19 protein-coding genes and 1 riboswitch are annotated in these 18456 nt (G+C 38.5%); of the genes, 6 read left to right on the forward strand and 13 right to left on the reverse strand.

Annotation, left to right across the window (positions count from 1 at the left end):
• Nucleotides 1-690: 690 nt before the first annotated feature.
• The 3 genes from DS745_RS23360 to pepF form a co-directional block, all read right to left on the reverse strand.
• Entirely contained in the window at nt 691-984 is a 294-nt protein-coding gene (locus DS745_RS23360) for a Dabb family protein (RefSeq protein ID WP_129080634.1), read from the reverse strand.
• Nucleotides 985-1053: 69 nt separating this feature from the next.
• The gene (locus DS745_RS23365) at nt 1054-2133 is read right to left on the reverse strand and encodes a Gfo/Idh/MocA family protein (protein WP_206662956.1); all 1080 of its coding nucleotides are present in this window, start codon (nt 2131-2133) and stop codon (nt 1054-1056) included.
• Between the two features lie 13 nt (nt 2134-2146).
• The gene (gene pepF, locus DS745_RS23370) at nt 2147-3961 is read right to left on the reverse strand and encodes an oligoendopeptidase F (RefSeq protein WP_129080636.1); all 1815 of its coding nucleotides are present in this window, start codon (nt 3959-3961) and stop codon (nt 2147-2149) included.
• Between the two features lie 160 nt (nt 3962-4121).
• Between pepF and DS745_RS23375 the strand changes: the two genes are divergently transcribed.
• The gene (locus tag DS745_RS23375) at nt 4122-4331 is read left to right on the forward strand and encodes a heavy-metal-associated domain-containing protein (RefSeq protein ID WP_129080637.1); all 210 of its coding nucleotides are present in this window, start codon (nt 4122-4124) and stop codon (nt 4329-4331) included.
• A gap of 162 nt (nt 4332-4493) precedes the next feature.
• Here the strand turns inward: DS745_RS23375 and DS745_RS23380 are convergent, their stop codons facing one another.
• Nucleotides 4494-5051, reverse strand: a complete 558-nt coding sequence (locus DS745_RS23380; protein ID WP_161568369.1) for a methyltransferase domain-containing protein — start codon at nt 5049-5051, stop codon at nt 4494-4496.
• Between the two features lie 168 nt (nt 5052-5219).
• Here DS745_RS23380 and DS745_RS23385 point away from each other — a divergent pair, with 168 nt between their 5' ends.
• Nucleotides 5220-6665 (forward strand): flavin monoamine oxidase family protein, encoded by a 1446-nt coding sequence (locus DS745_RS23385; protein ID WP_161568370.1) that lies wholly within the window; start codon nt 5220-5222, stop codon nt 6663-6665.
• Nucleotides 6666-6712: 47 nt separating this feature from the next.
• On the opposite strand, the gene DS745_RS23390 is transcribed toward DS745_RS23385, so the two are convergent.
• Nucleotides 6713-7990 carry a histidine--tRNA ligase gene (locus DS745_RS23390; protein WP_129080640.1) on the reverse strand — a complete coding sequence of 426 codons (1278 nt, stop codon included), beginning with the start codon at nt 7988-7990 and terminating at the stop codon, nt 6713-6715.
• A gap of 334 nt (nt 7991-8324) precedes the next feature.
• Here DS745_RS23390 and DS745_RS23395 point away from each other — a divergent pair, with 334 nt between their 5' ends.
• Entirely contained in the window at nt 8325-9773 is a 1449-nt protein-coding gene (locus DS745_RS23395; protein ID WP_161568371.1) for a stalk domain-containing protein, read from the forward strand.
• A 42-nt stretch (nt 9774-9815) separates the two neighbouring features.
• Here DS745_RS23395 and DS745_RS23400 read toward each other — a convergent pair whose 3' ends face one another.
• The 3 genes from DS745_RS23400 to DS745_RS23410 form a co-directional block, all read right to left on the reverse strand.
• Nucleotides 9816-10007 (reverse strand): hypothetical protein, encoded by a 192-nt coding sequence (locus DS745_RS23400; RefSeq protein ID WP_129080642.1) that lies wholly within the window; start codon nt 10005-10007, stop codon nt 9816-9818.
• Between the two features lie 127 nt (nt 10008-10134).
• Complete coding sequence (gene clpP / locus DS745_RS23405; RefSeq protein WP_129080643.1) at nt 10135-10713, reverse strand: ATP-dependent Clp endopeptidase proteolytic subunit ClpP; 579 nt, start codon at nt 10711-10713, stop codon at nt 10135-10137.
• Between the two features lie 13 nt (nt 10714-10726).
• A complete protein-coding gene (locus tag DS745_RS23410; protein ID WP_129080644.1) occupies nt 10727-11464 on the reverse strand; it encodes an RNA polymerase sigma factor in 738 nt (245 codons plus the stop codon).
• A 273-nt stretch (nt 11465-11737) separates the two neighbouring features.
• On the opposite strand from DS745_RS23410, the gene DS745_RS23415 reads away from it, so the two are divergent.
• Together DS745_RS23415 and DS745_RS23420 are read left to right on the forward strand one after the other, a co-directional pair.
• Nucleotides 11738-12811: a metallophosphoesterase gene (locus tag DS745_RS23415; RefSeq protein WP_129080737.1), complete on the forward strand. Its 1074-nt coding sequence runs from the start codon at nt 11738-11740 to the stop codon at nt 12809-12811.
• Between the two features lie 40 nt (nt 12812-12851).
• Complete coding sequence (locus tag DS745_RS23420) at nt 12852-13355, forward strand: DUF2062 domain-containing protein (RefSeq protein WP_129080645.1); 504 nt, start codon at nt 12852-12854, stop codon at nt 13353-13355.
• 154 nt (nt 13356-13509) lie between these two features.
• Here the strand turns inward: DS745_RS23420 and DS745_RS24785 are convergent, their stop codons facing one another.
• From DS745_RS24785 to DS745_RS23430, 3 genes are all read right to left on the reverse strand, one after another.
• Nucleotides 13510-13656: a hypothetical protein gene (locus DS745_RS24785; RefSeq protein WP_161568372.1), complete on the reverse strand. Its 147-nt coding sequence runs from the start codon at nt 13654-13656 to the stop codon at nt 13510-13512.
• A gap of 125 nt (nt 13657-13781) precedes the next feature.
• Nucleotides 13782-14501, reverse strand: coding sequence for an MgtC/SapB family protein (locus DS745_RS23425; RefSeq protein WP_129080646.1), 720 nt, complete (start codon nt 14499-14501; stop codon nt 13782-13784).
• 51 nt (nt 14502-14552) lie between these two features.
• Nucleotides 14553-15653, reverse strand: coding sequence for an HD-GYP domain-containing protein (locus DS745_RS23430; RefSeq protein ID WP_129080647.1), 1101 nt, complete (start codon nt 15651-15653; stop codon nt 14553-14555).
• A gap of 263 nt (nt 15654-15916) precedes the next feature.
• Nucleotides 15917-16099: riboswitch (Lysine riboswitch) on the forward strand.
• Between the two features lie 157 nt (nt 16100-16256).
• Here DS745_RS23430 and dapA point away from each other — a divergent pair.
• Complete coding sequence (dapA, locus tag DS745_RS23435) at nt 16257-17144, forward strand: 4-hydroxy-tetrahydrodipicolinate synthase (RefSeq protein WP_129080648.1); 888 nt, start codon at nt 16257-16259, stop codon at nt 17142-17144.
• Nucleotides 17145-17391: 247 nt separating this feature from the next.
• On the opposite strand, the gene DS745_RS23440 is transcribed toward dapA, so the two are convergent.
• Nucleotides 17392-17733, reverse strand: a complete 342-nt coding sequence (locus DS745_RS23440) for an ASCH domain-containing protein (RefSeq protein WP_129080649.1) — start codon at nt 17731-17733, stop codon at nt 17392-17394.
• A 94-nt stretch (nt 17734-17827) separates the two neighbouring features.
• Nucleotides 17828-18307, reverse strand: a complete 480-nt coding sequence (locus DS745_RS23445) for a hypothetical protein (RefSeq protein WP_241657927.1) — start codon at nt 18305-18307, stop codon at nt 17828-17830.
• Nucleotides 18308-18456: the final 149 nt, after the last annotated feature.

Below are 18456 nucleotides of genomic sequence, written 5' to 3' on the forward strand. Positions count from 1 at the left end.
CTTACGTTACCTTTCCCACGATCTACTCTTACAAAAGGGCACGCTAGACTCTCTTGCGTTACCTTTCCTACGATCTACTCTTACAAAAGGGCACGCTAGACTCCCTTACGTTACCTTTCCCACGATCTACTCTTACAAAAGGGCACGATAGACTCCCTTACGTTACCTTTCCTAAGACCCACTCTTACAAAAGGGCACGCGACACTCCCTTGCGTTACCTTTCCTACGATCTACTCTTACAAAAGGGCACGCGACACTCCCTTACGTTACCTTTCCCACGAGCTACTCTTCCAAAAAGGCACGCTAGACTCCCTTACGTTACCTTTCCCACGATCTACTCTTACAAAAGGGCACGCTAGACTCCCTTGCGTTACCTTTCCAACTACCTTTTCTTCCAAAAGGGCACGCTAGACTCTCTTGCGTTACCTTTCCTACGACCTACTCTTCCAAAAGGGCACGCTAGACTCCATTGCGTTACCTTTCCTACGACCTACTCTTCCAAAAGGGCACGCGACACTCTCTTCCGTTACCTTTCCTACGATCCCTCTTACAAAAGGGCTCGCGACACTCTCTTGCGTTACCTATTCAACTATTGTTTCTTCCAAAAAGTACTCAACAATTCGCCATCATCGCACCACCCACTATCATAAGAAAAAAGAAACCCCAAAAGGAGTTTCTTTCTCAAAAAAACTAAATTTCAATATCCACGCCAACACTGTCTAAGCGACCTACTTCTTTTATGTAAGCTGCTACTGCTTGGTGTGCTTCGTTCACAGCATATGCTTCTAAAGCTGCTCTGTCTTCAAAGCGAACAAGTAGCATCACTTGAAATTCTCTGTTTCGCTCACCAATATTTACTCCAGCTTGAAGATCGACAATACCAGTTAGTTGGTCTTTTAATGCTTTAAATCTTGTTACTACTTCTTGTAGTTGCTCTTGTGTAGTTGTTTCCGCAAATTTGATAAGTACTGTACGTTGAATCATGAAGTATCCTCTTTTCTTAAGTAGATTACATTTATTTTACTTTAGCTAAACAAAGAAATGCAATCAATCTTACTTGTCTAGGTAGACGACTGTTTGCTTTTCATGAGACTCTCTAACTGCATCTAATATTCTTTGTACCTGATATCCAGCTTCGAACGTAGCCAAATACGGATGTTCCTTATCCTCAGCCAATGCCCCATATAACCCATCAACTGCACGATAAAAGGCATTATAGTAACGACCAGCCACATCACTCATCCCCTCTGGAACAACCAAATCAGCCAATAACTCTACCTCTTCAAGTGGACCATTACCAATCCCTACAAGGACCTTGTTATCCTCAGTCATCACAAGGCTACCTTCAGTTCCGTAGATCTCCAGCTCCCAGCCTTGACTATGTCGAGTCGTACTTGTAAGACCTACAGTAAACGTTGTTCCACCAGCGAACGTTCCAAACGTCTGAAAAGCATCATCCGCTGTACGAACTTCTTTAACCCCAGACTCGTCAAAGAACTCAGAAACATGTGTCGTTAATTGCCCACTAATCTCCTTAATTTGATCATCAACCCACCATAGTAACGAATCAAACATATGAGACCCAATTGCCCCTAGCATACCGCCAGATTGATCCTTCTTTCCTAGCCAGCCTCGTTTACTTGTAACAGACCTCTCATAACCAGGGAAACTTGTTTTATAGTTTACATGCATAAGCTTTCCTAACTTTCCACTAGCGACAATTTCCTTCACCTTTTGTCTCGCTGGTAGAAAGCGAAATTCAAAATTAATAAACCCTAATTTTTCTGCACGATCTCTAGCGGCTAGCATTTCCACTGCTTGTGCTGTATCTTTCGCAAATGGCTTTTCACACAATACGTGAAGTCCTTTTTCATATGCTTTCAAAACCATTTCGTGATGCAGTAGTGGAGCAGAAGCAACAGCTACTAAATCCAACTGCTCATTATCAAGCATCTCTTGCCAATCTCCATATACACTTTCAACACCCGTCTCTTTCTTTAATTCTTCCGTTCTCCCTCTTCCTACACTAGCTAGTGATACCACTTCAAAGCCTTGATGTGCTTGAAATGTTGGAACATGAACTTTTGCGCCAAAGCCACCGCCGATGACTCCTACTCGAATTTTCTTCTCCATCATTGATTCTCCTTTACTGTCCTTCTGATTTAAAACTCGCTTCTAACTCATCTACTAATGATCCGACATACGCAACTGCTTGACGGATTGGCTCCGGACTAGACATATCAATTCCTGCCATTTTCATTAATTCTAGTGGTTCCTTTGTTCCACCCGCTTTTAATACTTCTAGCCAACGTTCGGCTGCTGGTTGACCTTCTTTTTGAATGGTTTGGGCAACCGCTGTCGAAGCTGTTAAACCTGCTGCATACGTATATGGATATAAGCCCATATAGTAATGTGGTTGGCGAATCCAAGTAAGTCTTGCCCCCTCGTCAATCTCAACTGAATCGCCCCAGAAATCCCCAAGAACATTCCCTTTTAATTCACAAAGAACACTTGCGGTGATTGGTTTACCTGCTTCAGCATGGCGGTATACGCGTCGTTGCATTTCTGCCTCTAGTAAGTGTGTAACAAAATTGTGGTAATACGTTCCTAACACCTGAACTAACACCGAACGTCGTGCTCGTACATCCTTTGTTTTTGCTAATAAAGACTGACTTAACAACATTTCATTTAACGTCGAAGGTGCCTCGATAAAGTACTTAGATGGTCTTGTATTATGAATTCGTTGATAACGATTAGCAAAGACAAAGTGTCCTGCATGCCCAAGTTCATGAGCAAGAGTAAATGTTGAGCGCATTTTTCCAGACCATGTCATTAAAATATAAGGATGTACACCGTATGGACTAGAACAGAACGCACCGCTTCGTTTTCCTACTGTATCCGCATAATCAACCCAACGGTCTTCAATTGCTGTTCTCATTGCGTCCATATATTCAGGACCCATTACTTCTAATGCTTCTAGTACATGAGTAGCTGCTTCTTCAAACGTTACTTCTGGATTGTATTCAGGGTCAATCGGTGCTTTTAAGTCACATAACAGCATCTTGTCTAGTCCTAATACGCGTTTTTTCAGATCAATATATCTTCTCATATGAGGTGCTAGTTCTGTTTGGATGATATCCAAAATATTTTCATACATTTCCTTCGTGACTTGCTGCGGTTGTAAAAGCATATGTTCAACAGAATCATAGTTTCTAAGACGTGACATCACGACTTGCTTTTTCACTTCTGTCGCGTATGTTGCTGCAAATGTATTTTTATATTGGTTTAGTGTTTTGGCATAAGAGGCATAGGCCAGTCTTCGTTCATCCGTATCGGAAGATTGCTCATAACGAGTTTCGTATAAGGATAGTGACACCGGTAACTCCTCGCCATTTTCATTTAAAATTGGGTCAAATTCCATGTCAGATGATTTGCTTCGTGAGTAAATCATAAACGGACTTTCTAACACTTCTCCTAAAGAAGCAAGTACCGTTTCTGTTTCCTGAGACAATTGATATGGCATTTGATCTTGTAATTCAAGTAAATAGCTTCGGTACGTATCTAACTCTTCTTCTTTTTCAAGAAAACCTTTAATTGTACCTTCAGGCAATTGTAAAAGCTCTGATTGAATAAATGAAGCTGCTGCATTTACTCTTGCTACTATTGCAGAAACCTGACTTAAATTAGCCTGATAAAGTTGATTTGTTCCATCTTCTGATGCGCGTAAATAACCATATGTACTAACACGAACCATTCGCATTTGTAGTTTTTCATATGCATTTAAGCAGGCTACTAAAATACTAGATCCCTCGCCTAAACGCCCTTGATATTGAACAACCTCTTGGATGTCATCTTCTATTTGTGCAAATTCTTTTTCCCAGGCCTCGTTTGAGTCAAAGAGCTCATGCAAATCCCATGTTTGTTCAAGAGATACTTCACTACGAGTCAACCGTTTTGACATCTTCCTCATCCCCTATGTAATAATTTTTAAATATTTCGATAACCGAAATTATATTCATTATAACCCGATTCTGTTTCAAAAAGAAAGAAAAGTTCATATAAACTGGAATAATCGGGTAACACTATTCTTGCTTAGAGATATTTAGAAAGGAAGTTATCCATTGAACGAATTTACAATCCACATTAAAGAAGCAACTGATGAAGAACCAATCGCAACGTTAGAAATGATCCTCATGCAAATGGAAGGGATCGAGAGGGCATTAGTAGATATCACAGATGGTGAAGTTAAAGTGTCTTACAATGAAAATAAGGTGTCTAAAGACGAGATCCTAACGAGAATTCAGCAACACGGAATGCATATCTCCCAATAAGACAAACTAAACAGCGCACTCCGTGGGAGAAACGCTGTTTTTTTGTTCTAGGATAATTTTAAAAATGATAACCTTTCAATTCATTACATAAAGTAAACCGTAATAGTGTTATGTAAACTACAACTTAAATGACGATACGCTAACACTGTACCGTCACTCCTTTTATCTTTTCCTAGCAAAAATTGTCTGACGTCCCTCATGCTCATTTTCCTCATAGTAAAGGATCTGCCAATCACGAAATTCAGCTAACAATTCTCCTGTGTGTAATTTAAAATGTTCAGATACCTTTCCCTCACCACTTGGAGATTTGTAGAATGTCTCCATAAAGAAATAACCCTTTTCCATAACAATCGTTTTTACAAAAGGAAAAATAGCACGGTCGAGATAGTATGTAATAATAATTAGATCGAACATTCGATCTAAAATTTCCAAGCTATTGATATCAGTAAGATCGACCATTCGAGGATAAACCGCTAAGCCTTGTTCTTCAGCCTCTTTTTTCACATAGTCAACCGCAACATCAGATATATCAAAGGCTTGTACCTCATACCCATTTTCAGCCAGAAACAGACTATTTGCCCCTAATCCACAAGCAAGATCTAGTGCTTTACCTCCGGTTAGGTAAGGAGATAGCTCCTTTAATCGAGTATTGGCAATCGGCTTTTCTAAATTCTCTAACCGATCCAAATACTTTTGGTCCCATTTAGTTTTTGCATCCACGGTGAACACTCCCTTAACTAACTCTAACAATTAGTAAACCAGAAGTTTCACTTGTTGTAAAATGCTAGTAAAGAATGCACGCAAAAGTAATCAAGGTTGGTCGCGGAATAAATATGCATCATCCAAAGTAAAATGTATGAAACATCTAGTTACCGGGAGGCTCTAGGTATGGAACAACTTACGCTTTCAGCTATGATACATTTAGTTCAGAATGGGCTTAAAAAGAATTCCGCTCCAAAGAAAGTTGTGATTATCGGTGCAGGAATGGCTGGTTTAGTTTCCGCTTCTCTCCTAAAACAAGCTGGACATCATGTAACAGTGATAGAAGCTGACAGTAGAATTGGAGGAAGAGTATTTACAGTTCGAGAACCATTTTCTAATGGTTTAAGCTTTGAAGCAGGAGCAGCACGAATCCCTAGCAATCATTATCTAACTTGGGAATTCATTCGAAAATTTAACCTATCCACCTATCCAATTATTACTAGCACGCCTAATGATCTCTTTTATATTCATGGTATTCAAACGAAAAGACGATTTTACGAGGAAAACCCAGACATGTTTAATTTTAAGTTAGCCAATCATGAAAAAGAGAAGACAGCAATTGAGTTACTAAAAGAAATAGCGTTGACCATTGTTCCTTACCTTACACGCTATTCAGCACCATCCAAACTTATTGAGCAATTAAATAATTATACGTTAGATACCTTTCTACAAAATCCACCATTAAACAACCCTCTCTCTCCTGGAGCGATTGACAAGATCAAAGTGATCTTGGCAATGCAAGGTTTTTCAGAATATAGTGCCTTTCACATCTTACAAATTCTCTGGCCTTGGTTTGACGATCAGATAAGCTTTCATGCCATTGAGGGTGGAAATGACCAACTGCCACATCAATTATATTCACAAGTAAAAAATGAGATTTATTTAAATGAAAGAGTCATAAGAATTGATGCTAAACAAGAGGAAATAACGATTTTTTCATCAAATACCGTTTCCTCTAACATTACAACGTTAAAAGCCGATAAAGTTATCTTGGCCATTCCATTCTCATCATTAAAAATGGTGGACATTAATCCTAGAGTTTTGTTCACTAACGAAAAATGGCAAGCGATTCGGGAACTAAGATATGTACCGCTATCAAGAATTGGCATTGAATTTAAGAAGAGATTTTGGGAAGAACAAGGATACTATGGAGGGCAAACAATCACTGATCTCCCCATGAGATATACTTTTTTACCTAGTCAAGGGTTGGGATCACCTGGTCCAGCCATTATAACGGCTAGCTATACTCTTGGCGCAGATACTTTACCTTGGGAAGCAATGTCCAATACTGATAGATTAGCCTTTATCCTCCAGCAACTAACCACTCTGTATGGGGAGGTAGTATACAAGGAATATGTATCTGCGGTTGCTGTAAATTGGCGACAACATCCGTTTATCCAAGGTGGATTTGGCGTATTAAAAGCGGGAGATGTGCGCCAATTTGCACAACATCTCTCAACACCAGAACATCATTTTCACTTTGCAGGAGAGCATACTTCCTCACACCCGGGGTGGATCGAAGGAGCGGTTGAGTCGGGAGTCCGAGCTGCATATGAAGTACATCAGTCTTGATTAGTAAAAGCGCCTCCAAATAAATACGGAGGCGCTACCCTAGTCTGTTAACGAAATCGAAAAGACTCGACGGTTTCTTCGCCCGTATTCATATCTTTAATCTTATATTGGTTTTGCTTCACTTCATCTTCGCCAACAATTATTACCTTTTGATAGTTTTCTTTGTTTGCCTTATCTAGCGCTTTTCCAAGCTTCTTACCTCCCAATTCAAACTCAACCTTATATCCTTTTCGCCTTAAATCACGCGCTAATAGCAATGACTCTTTTTCTGTATTTATTGGAACGACATAATAGTCTATCAGAGAAACTCTTTGCTCTTTTCCTTTATTCATTGCTGTAAAAATAACATCTAAGCCAAAGGAAATCCCTACGGTTGAGAAATTCTCATTCGTTCCTAGTAACCCACCAATGGCATTATCATATCTGCCACCACTTCCGATGCTTGACTTTATCGTCTGATCGGCTAAAAATATCTCATAAATCGTGCCTGTATAAATTTCAAGACCTCTTGCCAGAAAAGGATTAAATACACATTGTGTATTTATCCCTAATAATTCTAAATAAGAGTCAAGCTCCATTAACTCAGCTAATCCCTCTTTGACAAGAGAATTCCGCCTAGAAAATGGCTCGAAGTAGGTATAACTTGTTTTATTTTGATTAATCAAAAACTGTTGAATGAGTGTAACGGTTGCCTCAGGAAGACCCAGATCAGTTAACTCAGAGGAGACAGCCTCTACCCCAATTTTTTCGAGCTTATCAAGAATCAGTACGACCTTATTCATTTTTTCAGGAGCTGTTTCAAACACCTCAAGCATCCCAGTTAAAAGTTTTCGATTGTTGTACTGGATGGTGATCGGTAAATCAAGCTTTTCAAATGCATCGACTGCCATCATCATCAACTCGGCTTCGGCAATTTGAGAAGAGACGCCTACAATATCAACATCGCATTGTGTAAATTCTCGAAACCTTCCCGTTTTAATTGGACCGTCTCTAAATACTTTCCCTATCTCATAACGTTTAAATGGCATTCTAAGCGTAGGATTCATTGCAATTACTTTTGCAAAGGGAATGGTAAGGTCATATCTTAGAGCTAAATCTCTATTCCCTCTGTCAGTTAAGGTGTACATCTCCTCTAAGATCTCAGCACCACCTCCATACTTTGAAGAAAGTAATTCTGTGTAATTTAAGATAGGTGTTTCTAACGGTTTACAGCCATATTGAATAAATACATCTTCTAAAGTTCTTCTAATTTCTCTACGTACCCCTGCTTCATTAGGTAAATAATCTTCTGTTCCTTTTACGTTTTGATAATCCATCTTTTTCATCGTTCTTTCCTCCAATTTTTTGTAAAATAAAAAAACCGCACTTGATAAAAGTTTTTAAACTTAGATCAAATGCGGTTTCACGCTTAATAGTCTTCCTATGGACGATTTTTTTGAAATCGAAATAGCAAGACTACTGGTTATGATGATGGAATTGTGAATTAGTACTTACATTATTACATGGCAGCATGTTTCTTCACCTCTTAAATTTCCATATAATGTATCACAAACCACGTGTAATTGCAATCCACAATAAAATTTCTGTTGCCTTTTTTCATACATATTCAGGCTATTAAGCAAAATAATAATCTTGATGTATATAGGAAGGATGAAAACTGTGGATATTGTAGAACATTATGAACTTAAAAAGATCAATGAACATGAATATGCACTTATTATATACCTAGACAGTTATTTCTTTGAGTTTTCGGATGAGCTTCCCTCTAATAGAGACTTACAAGATAATCTTATCGTCTCTGCCAAAAAAATGATTGCCGAGCGTTTTCCTGACGTACGTATTGTTGTACTTAAATTAGTGATTAGCGGTGTAACGATTGCAACAATTCCCCTTAGTGGTGGAACTCTTGCCTCAGCTAGTACCACTCATAACATCACAAGTACGGCTCAAACGCAGTCAGCGATTGCTCCACGAATTGTGTTAAACGGCAACCAATTGAATACACAAGCAGTCATAATAAACGGATCCACATTTGTTCCTATTCGAGCAGTTTCAGAGTCATTAGGAGCCACAGTAGGGTGGAATAGTCAAACGAGAACTGTTACCATTCAACAGCCTAATCAAAGGGTCTCCTTTGTTGTAGGTTCAACGGTAGCAACTGTAAATGGACAAGCCGTGACAACCCCTGCTTCGTTTATTATGAACGGTTCCACTATGGTACCGCTCCGTTTTGTCAGCGAAACTCTAGGACTTCGAGTCGATTGGAATGGTACTACGAGGACCGTAACACTTACTTCACCTGATCATGTGACAATTCAAACACCAAGTATCCAAGAAGCAACATCCGGAACAATTACCTATGTGGTTGCTCCAGGCGACAGCCTTTGGAAAATAGCTAATCAATTTCAAGTAACTGTAGAGGCCATTCGTCAAGAAAATAATTTATCTTCAGATGTTATCCAAGTTGGCCAAAGATTACTTATCCCAGGAGCAGCCACCTCACAGGTTGAAGGGGTAACCGTAACCTTTATCACACATACGGTTCGTTCAGGAGATAATATCTGGAATTTAAGTCAACAATACGGTATTCCTCATAACGAATTGTTAAGGGTTAATAATTTAACCGAAAGAAGCATCCTCTCTATTGGACAGCAACTAAGAATACCTGTATACAATGTCCCGGTAAAACCAGTAGTCTCTGCTAGGCACGGAGAGTTATTAGACTGGTGGACAGAAGCAAGATACGTTTTTCCCACTGGAAAAGTTGCTACAATTACGGATTTTCAAACTGGAAGGCAATTTCAAGTTCGACATACAATGGGCGGTAATCATGCTGATAGCGAACCATTAACGGCTCGTGATGCACAAATTATGAGAGAGATTTGGGGAGGTTCTTATTCATGGACACCGAGGGCAATCATTGTCGAAGTCGATGGGCGCCGTTTAGCTGCGGCCATGCATTCCTTTCCCCATGGTGATCAAGTCATACGCGATAATAACTATAATGGACATTTCTGTATTCACTTTTTAAATAGCTTACGGCATAGTGATAGCTTAGTTCAGGACTCCATGCAAGTACAAGTGCAAATTGCTGCTGGAGTACGATAATAAAAAAAGCGGAGTAAGATCTTTTACTTCGCTTTTTTTCGACTATTTTTGTTTCATTGATTTTTGTTTCAACATGATTTGATGAGACTTTTCAATGATATCAGTCAAGACGTCTCCTTTATAAACTCGTCCTACCTTCGTGTTTTCTTGGTAGTAATCAACTATTTCATCTAACTGTTTAATCGTTTCAGCACTTACTCTAACATTCAGCTGCAATCTACTTTCGTTACTCACCCGTTTCTCCTCCTCGACAATCTTCGATATATAAATTATATATCATCTGCTAGCATATTGATATACACATACTATATTTTTACGAAAAAGAAAAAACAACCCTAGAACGCTAAGGTTGTTTCAACTATTATTTCACCAGTATCTTATCAATCAAGCCGTAATCTTTCGCTGCTTCTGCCCCCATAAAATGATCACGGTCTGTATCTCTTTCTATTTTTTCAAGCGGTTGTCCGGATCTTTCTGATAGGATTTGGTTAATTTGACGTTTGTTTTTCAATATCCACTCAGTGTGAATAAGTAAGTCAGAAGCTTGCCCCCGGGTTCCACCTAATGGTTGATGTATCATAATCTCGCTATTAGGAAGCGCATATCGTTTTCCTTTTTCACCAGCGGTTAGTAATACGGCTCCCATACTCGCAGCTAATCCTAGACAAATCGTCGACACCTGAGGTTTAATGAATTGCATCGTATCATAAATTGCCATCCCGGCAGTTATAGATCCTCCTGGACTATTAATATATAAATGGATGTCTTTTTCTGGGTCTTCCGAGGCTAAAAATAAAAGTTGAGCAACAATTGAGTTTGCTACTTGATCATTAATTTCACTGCCCAGATAAATAATTCGGTCTTTTAATAAGCGAGAGTAAATATCATAAGACCTTTCCCCTAATCTTGTCTGTTCAATAACCATTGGTGTAAAATTCATGTCTATACCTCCTTTATGCAGCTAATTGCTGCAGTGTCATTGGATTCGTCACAGAGTAAACTCTTGTTTGGCCCTTGCTAATTATTTGAACAACACCCTGACCATCGTTATGTGAGACAATAACGGTCTCATTATTTTCTTCAGTTCGCTGTGAAAATTGGCTTTTTACTTGGTTTCTAGCTGTAGTTAATAGTGGCCAAGGATTATTCAGACGAATTGACTTTGCGACAAGGTTTACTAAAATTGAAGAATTAAGCGATTCTTCTTCATCTTGATCTTTTCTCCTTAAATTCACCCGTGCTCTCCGTAACATGGACTTTACGGCATACTCTGTCATTTGTAACAACTCAGCGATCTCATTGACTTGATAATAAAAAACTTCCTTTAACAAAAAAACTTTTACTTGCATTTCAGTAAGATTTGAAACGAGGTACTGAGACAAAGCTAAAACATTTTCGTACCCCGTACGTGTATCTGGTGTGAGAGTACCTTCAAGATCTGTTATCTGTATCCGCGAATTCTTCCTAATATGATCAATTGTTAGGTGTTTAATTGTTTTCTTTAGATAGCTACTTGGTAGCGAATGAATATTTAACTTAGTGGAACGTTGACTCTCAAATAGCTTTAATGCAGCTTCTTGAACAACATCTTCTGCATCCCACTTTGAGTTTGTTACGTAACATGAGAATTTCTTTAAATTTTTATACCAAGAGGTATGATCCTGAAGTTTTTCGTCTAATTGTTCACTCATTTTGATCCTCCTTTCACTTTCTTACTTTATAAACGATTTAGAAGCCGAAAAGGATATGGCTAAACAATATTTTTTTATTTACATTATAGTACTGATTTAACTAAATGTGGAATTCTGGAGAGGTTTAGTCCTATGTTCAATCTGTTTATAGAAATAACTGTGGAGTATTCTGTCATTTATGAGATAATAATGATGAAAAACTAGTGCAATATATCTAAGATTTTTAAAGGAGACTTCATAGTGACACCAAGGGCTTTCCTACGCATTTTTACAATGTTGGTTGTTTATAACACACTTGTTTTTTATATTGGCTGGAACGGTTTACTATGGCTTACGACCATTTTTCCAAACCTAGAAGCTATTTTTTATTGGATTGCAATTTACGTATGGGCTTACGCCTATGTATTGACTCGTTTTATTCAAGGTTCACTTATAAAAATAATTGGTGCTTACTGGATTGCAGTTGTGCAATATAGTATCATCATACTTCCAATAACAAATTTAGTCACAGTTGTTCTCTTACTCATGACATATAATCGTGACCAGTTAATTTTTTGGATTGGTACAATCGTCTTTTCTATCTATATACTGATATTTACCTATGGTAGCTATAACGCCTATAGCCCTGTCGTAAGAAAGTATCAAATTTCGGTGCCAAAGAACGGTGGAAACTACAAAAAACTTAGAATTGCTGTTGCTTCAGATATGCACTTTGGAAATCTTTCAGGTAGGTCTCACCTTCGTAGACTTGTTGATCAGGTAAATCATATAAAACCCGACCTCGTCTTACTTCCCGGCGATATTATTGACGATGATCCAAAGCCATTTATTGAAAAGAAGATGAGTAAGATGATGAAAGAAATGCATGCACCTCTAGGTATATTTGGAGTACTTGGAAACCATGAATATTACGGGAGAGCTATCCCACTTTTCGTAAATGAAATGGCTAAACAACATATAAAAATCTTAATGGACGAAGTTGTTTTGATTGATGATAGCTTTTATCTCGTCGGTAGAAAAGATAAAACAGATCGAAACAGGCTTTCTATTTCTAAGCTTATGGAAACAATTGATCAATCAAAACCAATTATCTTACTTGATCATCAACCGTACGAACTTGGACAAGCTATGGATAACCATGTCGATATCAGCTTATCTGGTCATACGCATCGTGGCCAAATGGCTCCAAATCATGTTATTACGAAGAGAATGTATGAACTTGATTGGGGTTACAAACAGAAAGAACAGCTTCACGCATTTGTATCTTCAGGGTTTGGTTTCTGGGGTCCTCCACTTCGAATAGGTAGTCGATCGGAGATCCTTCAAATTGATATTTCATTTGAATAGAAGAGAAAGTTCCCTATAACATTACTATGGTTGGTGTTCAATGATTAATAAACAGCTACGTAAACTCAAGTACCTTTGTATAAGACTACTAAGAATAAAAGATAAAGCCCATAGTGTTGCTAGCGGTTTTACTGTTGGTTTTTTGATGAATTTCATCCCGTCATTTGGTTTTGGACCATTTCTTTCAACGATTAGTCCAAAATTAGTACGTGGAAACCCCGTAGCAGGGTTCATTGGTGGGATCGCCTTTGTCTGGGCATTTCCTTTATTCTTCTATCTTAACGTTGTTGTTGGAGAAGCTTTGTTACCAATCAGCGTAGAAACGAAGATTGATATCATCCTCGAGGAACTAGAAGAAGGTATTGAGGAACCAGAGGAAGTCATTAATGCGAGTTTAAAAATCGGTAAAGCTTTTGTTGTTGGTATGTTAACAAATATTCTGTTATTTGGTGTAGGTATATACTTTTTTATCTATTACATAATAAAAAAGTATCGCCGGGACCTACTAAGGATAGTTCATAAGAATTGGAATTTATCAAAATGACCAGATGCTGCCCGTCAAGTAAGAAGGGCAGCATCTTTTAGCTGTTTTATCTAGAAAAAAAATTAAGAACGCTTAGGATCCCGTCCATTCAATCCAAGCGTTTAAAGCTACCACATTAGGTTGTAGGTTGTAAATCATCTCTTTTAAATTACTGTTATAGACTATCTGTATCAATTCTTGGGTTTTCTGGTTCGAGGGCAGCTGTTGCACGAGCATTATCATTGTGTCGATCGTTTTGGTAATCATCATCTGATTTGTTGTATTTATTTAGATCTTGTGAAGTGTTCTTTTTTTCTGCCACCTTATCACCTCCTAGTTGATAATATATCCTAAAAACTATTTTCCAAATAAAAGAGCTTTCCTTATCTAAAACATTTATCTCAGGAAGTAAAAAAGGACCACTGTGTCAAGTGAATCCTTTTTACCCTATGATAAGTTTTCAACTTCTACTTTCTCAACTTCATCCAATGTCTTCAATTGATAAAACACATCAGTAGTAAACATCTCTTTTTTCGTCATAACAACAAACGTTAAAAAATATTGAGTGGCTTCTTCTTTCACTTTAACACTACTAATCCGGTAATCAAGACCCTTAATCTGCTTAATTAATTCCGTTAGTTGAACCTCTTTGGAGGTGTACATACGAACCTTGATCTCTTTTTCCTTAAGACCTTTAGGTCCAATCTTGTCAAGTACCAAAGGTAAAATCTGTACAGCTAAGATTAAGAAAGCTAAGGTTAAAATCGCTTCTTTATAAAATCCAGCGCCAACGGCAATTCCAATCGCTCCACACACCCATAACATCACGGCTGTTGTAATTCCTGAGATAACGTCATTCTTTCGAACAAGAATAACACCACCACCGATAAATCCAATTCCACTTATAACTTGAGCCGCTAAACGTAATGGATCCATCGGTTTTGTGTAAGCTTCACTATAAAGCTCCGCTGAAAAGATAGAGACAATGGTTAGTAAGCAACTACCAACGGTTAAGATCATCGCGGTTTTTAAGCCAGCTGGCTTATGTTTCAGTGAACGTTCTAAACCTATAATACTTCCAATTAGTGCAGCAAGCGCGAGTTTCAGTACATTCTCATCATAAAAAAACTCAATTACTGAAGAATAAAAAAAAGATACAAATACCATATTGAACACCCCTAAGCAGTACTAGAAAATAAAGTAAGTATGCATTTTAGTTTACAACAATGCATCCGCTTCGACAATATCCAAGTGTAAATGGCCAGGTTTACATAAATCAATTTCATAAGGCACCACAACTTGATTTTGTTCATCTTGAATAATTCTTACCACTGGCCTTCCGACAGAATGGAAATTATAGCTTGATACGATGCCAGTCCTTCCATCATTAAGTTTCACCGTGAGTCCTTGAGGGTAGATAGCGATACAATCTCGGAACAACTCTACCTGCCTAACATCAAACTGTGTCCCACTTCCAGCATAAAGCAATTCTAGCGCTTTATGTGGCAATATAGGCGGTCGATAAACTCGATGGCTAGTTACAGCGTCAAACACATCAGCAACACTTATAATCTTTGCATACTTATGAATTTCATTCCCTTTTAAATTGCGTGGATATCCGGTACCATCAATTCTTTCATGATGTTGAAAAGCGCAATGCGCAACAGGAAGCGGTATTTCATGAAGTTTTCTTAATACTTCAAACCCTAACGAACAATGTGTTTTCATATGTTCAAATTCACTTTGGGTTAATGAACCTGGTTTATTAAGTATCTCCGGCGAAACGTATACTTTTCCTAGATCATGCAACATCGCTCCTATGCCAATTTCTTCGATGTTTTTTAATGGTAACCCATTAGCAATCGCTAGCTGACATGAGTAAATAGTCACATTCACACTATGCATGTACAAATAATTTTCATGTATTTTTGTAGTAGCTAGTAAATTTAACGCTGTTCGATTATCAGATAAACAATGCAATATGTCTTTAAAAATCTTTTGAAAACTTCTAATCGTACGTTCTGACTTCATCATACCTTTAACCTTTGAGGTTGCTAAATCAGCAATCGTGTGAAGACCCTCAGTAATCAAATTGACAGCTTCTAACCGTAACTCTTCAGGTATGGCTTCAACAATTTCAATTCCCTCAGATAGTTCATCTTCTATGTAAATAGTAAAAATGTTATATTTCTTGAGTCTGCGGATTAAGCCTTCTGACAGTTCTGTTCCAGCTGCTAGCAGGACTTTCCCTTTCTCGTTATATATCGTTTTTCCTAGTTTAATTCCCGGCGTTATTTTGTCAACAGTAATTAAACGCATTTCTTTCCCTCATTTCTTTTTGCGCTTACCTAATATTAAACTGAAACCCCAATCAATTAAATGGTTTTTGTCACTTTCTATCGAAAAATATGAAAATTTTTGATATATTGGGTGATAAGACCTAGACAAATTACTTGCACTCTAAAAGATAAATTACTGACAAATTTATCATCTCCCACTTTTTTTGTCGTTTTTATTGCAAAAACGCTGACAATTTGATATCTTTGATGAAAGTTCATATTATTTCTTACTTTAATTTACATTGAAGTGATAGAGGCGCAATGACCATTAGTACATATTCTGAGGAGAATGAGCTCTGTTGACGGATTTCGAAAGGGGAATTTGCCGAAGTAACTAGTGACTCATAAATTAGTTACTGGGCCTGCGATTGAACAAATCCAGGACTGTCGTATAGTGGCGACGCTATATGGAGGGCTATCTTACGCTGGAGTAACCGAGACGTTACCTTTCTAGCAACAACGATTCCCTCGTTGTTGCTTTTTGTCTTTTTATCGGTGATCTTGTAATTTAGCTCTATTCAAGAACTTAACTCGTCTTTTATAATGAAGAAGGGCGAAAAACTACTGAATAGAGGTGTGTTCCATGAATTTTGGACAATTATTAACGGCAATGGTTACACCATTTGACCAAGAAGGAAAAATTGATTTTGAAGCAACACAATCATTACTAAACCACTTAATCGCAAATGGAACTGATGGAATCGTCGTTGCCGGAACAACAGGTGAATCACCTACTCTCACAACGAGCGAAAAAGCAGATTTGTTTAAGTTTGTTGTCGAGGTTGTTGCTGGACGTGTATCTGTTATTGCAGGTACAGGAACGAATAGTACGGCATCTTCCATTGAATTAACTCAAATCGCAAGCCAAGCTGGTGTTGACGGAATTATGCTTGTAGCACCATATTATAATAAACCAAGTCAAGAAGGGCTTTATCAACATTTTAAAACAATTGCAGAAACAACTAAGCTACCAGTTATGCTTTATAACATCCCTGGTCGTAGCGTTGTTAATATGCAGTTAGATACGATTGTTCGTTTATCACAAATTGAAAATATTGTTTGTATAAAGGAAGCAAGCGGAGATCTTGATGCAATGGCGAACATTATTGAAAATACGCCAGAGGATTTCTTACTTTATAGCGGGGATGACAGTTTAACACTACCAGTGTTAGCAATCGGCGGACACGGTGTAGTATCCGTTGCCTCTCATGTGATTGGAAACGAAATGCAGGACATGATGAACGCATTTCATAATGGTGATACAAAAACTGCTGCCACTCTACACAGACAGCTATTACCAATTATGAAATCATTATTTATTGCTCCAAATCCAACGCCTGTAAAAGCTGCTCTAGGTATGATTGGTCAAAACGTAGGTTCAGTTCGCTTACCATTAGTACCACTGACGGAAGTTGAAAACATGACAGTTTCAGCCGCATTAAAAGCAAAATTATTATCTCCAGCTTTATAATGAATAAACCCTCCTACTAGTGGGAGGGTTTATTTATGTATTGAAGGACATTTTCTAATGATGTTTTACCGTAGGCGTTCCGTTATTTTGCTGTTATGGGCTCTTTTTGACCTGAAAAATGGCCAATTAACGGAACTGGTGGCCGCGAAACTCAAAAAAGGGCATTTTTCCACTAAATAGCGGAACGTATGACCGCTAATTTTTCAACCGCTGCATTGCAGTCAAAAAACAGCTTCCTTCAAATCATCTACTCACCTACAGGACTAAACTCATGCACCCACACTTTCATATTTGGTACCCATGGCATTCCCTTGTGTATGGATAAAATCGCATTTTTATATTCTTCTAATGTTGGATAGCCCTCATCCTGAGCCATTTCATCAGTTAAGTCCCCAAGAGTTTGGCGATAGACCTTATCTACTTTAAACGAGTGGTTATGTAAGACCATGATCTCCCCTGGATCTGCGTAACGGCCATTCCTTCTCACTGCCCTTTTTTGACCACTTATAATCTTTTCGATATCGGCTGCACCTGTAACCAATCGGTCGATTTCACATGTTTTTGGCGGTAATTTCTCTTGTTCAGTCATAGTACTCCCTCACTTTCATTCAGTTTTAACCATTATAGCATTAACAATGAAAAAAGATAATTACGCTACCGTAATTATCTTTTTCCTACTACTCTTACGTGCACTGGAACGACTGAATTGCTTCTAAGTCAGTTCCGAAGTATACCCATCTAAATCCAGTCCAACGGTAACCTGCGATAGATCTTCTACCTACAAACGTCGGGTAGAACCAGAATTGTTGTCGGTTCGTTAACCAAACATACGTAAAACGTCGTAAACATCTTCTAATTGCTCCCGGATCAACAGCGAACACCCCTACTTGCTGTGTTTGTTGTTGTGGTGTAAATGACGGTGGTGGTGTCGTTGGTGGTCCATCTTGCTGACCTGGTCCTGGTGGTGGTCCTGGCGGCGGTCCTGGTGGTCCCCATTGTTGACCTGGCGGTTGACCCCATGGTGGTCCCCATTGTTGACCAGGTTGTTGTCCCCATGGCGGTCCCCATTGTTGACCAGGTTGTTGTCCCCATGGCGGTCCCCACTGTTGGCCAGGTTGTTGTCCCCAAGGTTGGCTAGGTTGCTGCCACCACTGTTGACCCATTTGTCCTGTACCTTGCCCTGGAAATAAATAATTAAATAACGGATTTAATAATCTTTCGTCTTGTTGCTGATATTGGCTATGTCCCATTAGTTCATTTGAGTCATACCCATAATGTAAATGTTCATAGTTTGGATACAAATGATGCACTC

Source organism: Anaerobacillus alkaliphilus (assembly GCF_004116265.1).
GTDB lineage: Bacteria > Bacillota > Bacilli > Bacillales > Anaerobacillaceae > Anaerobacillus > Anaerobacillus alkaliphilus.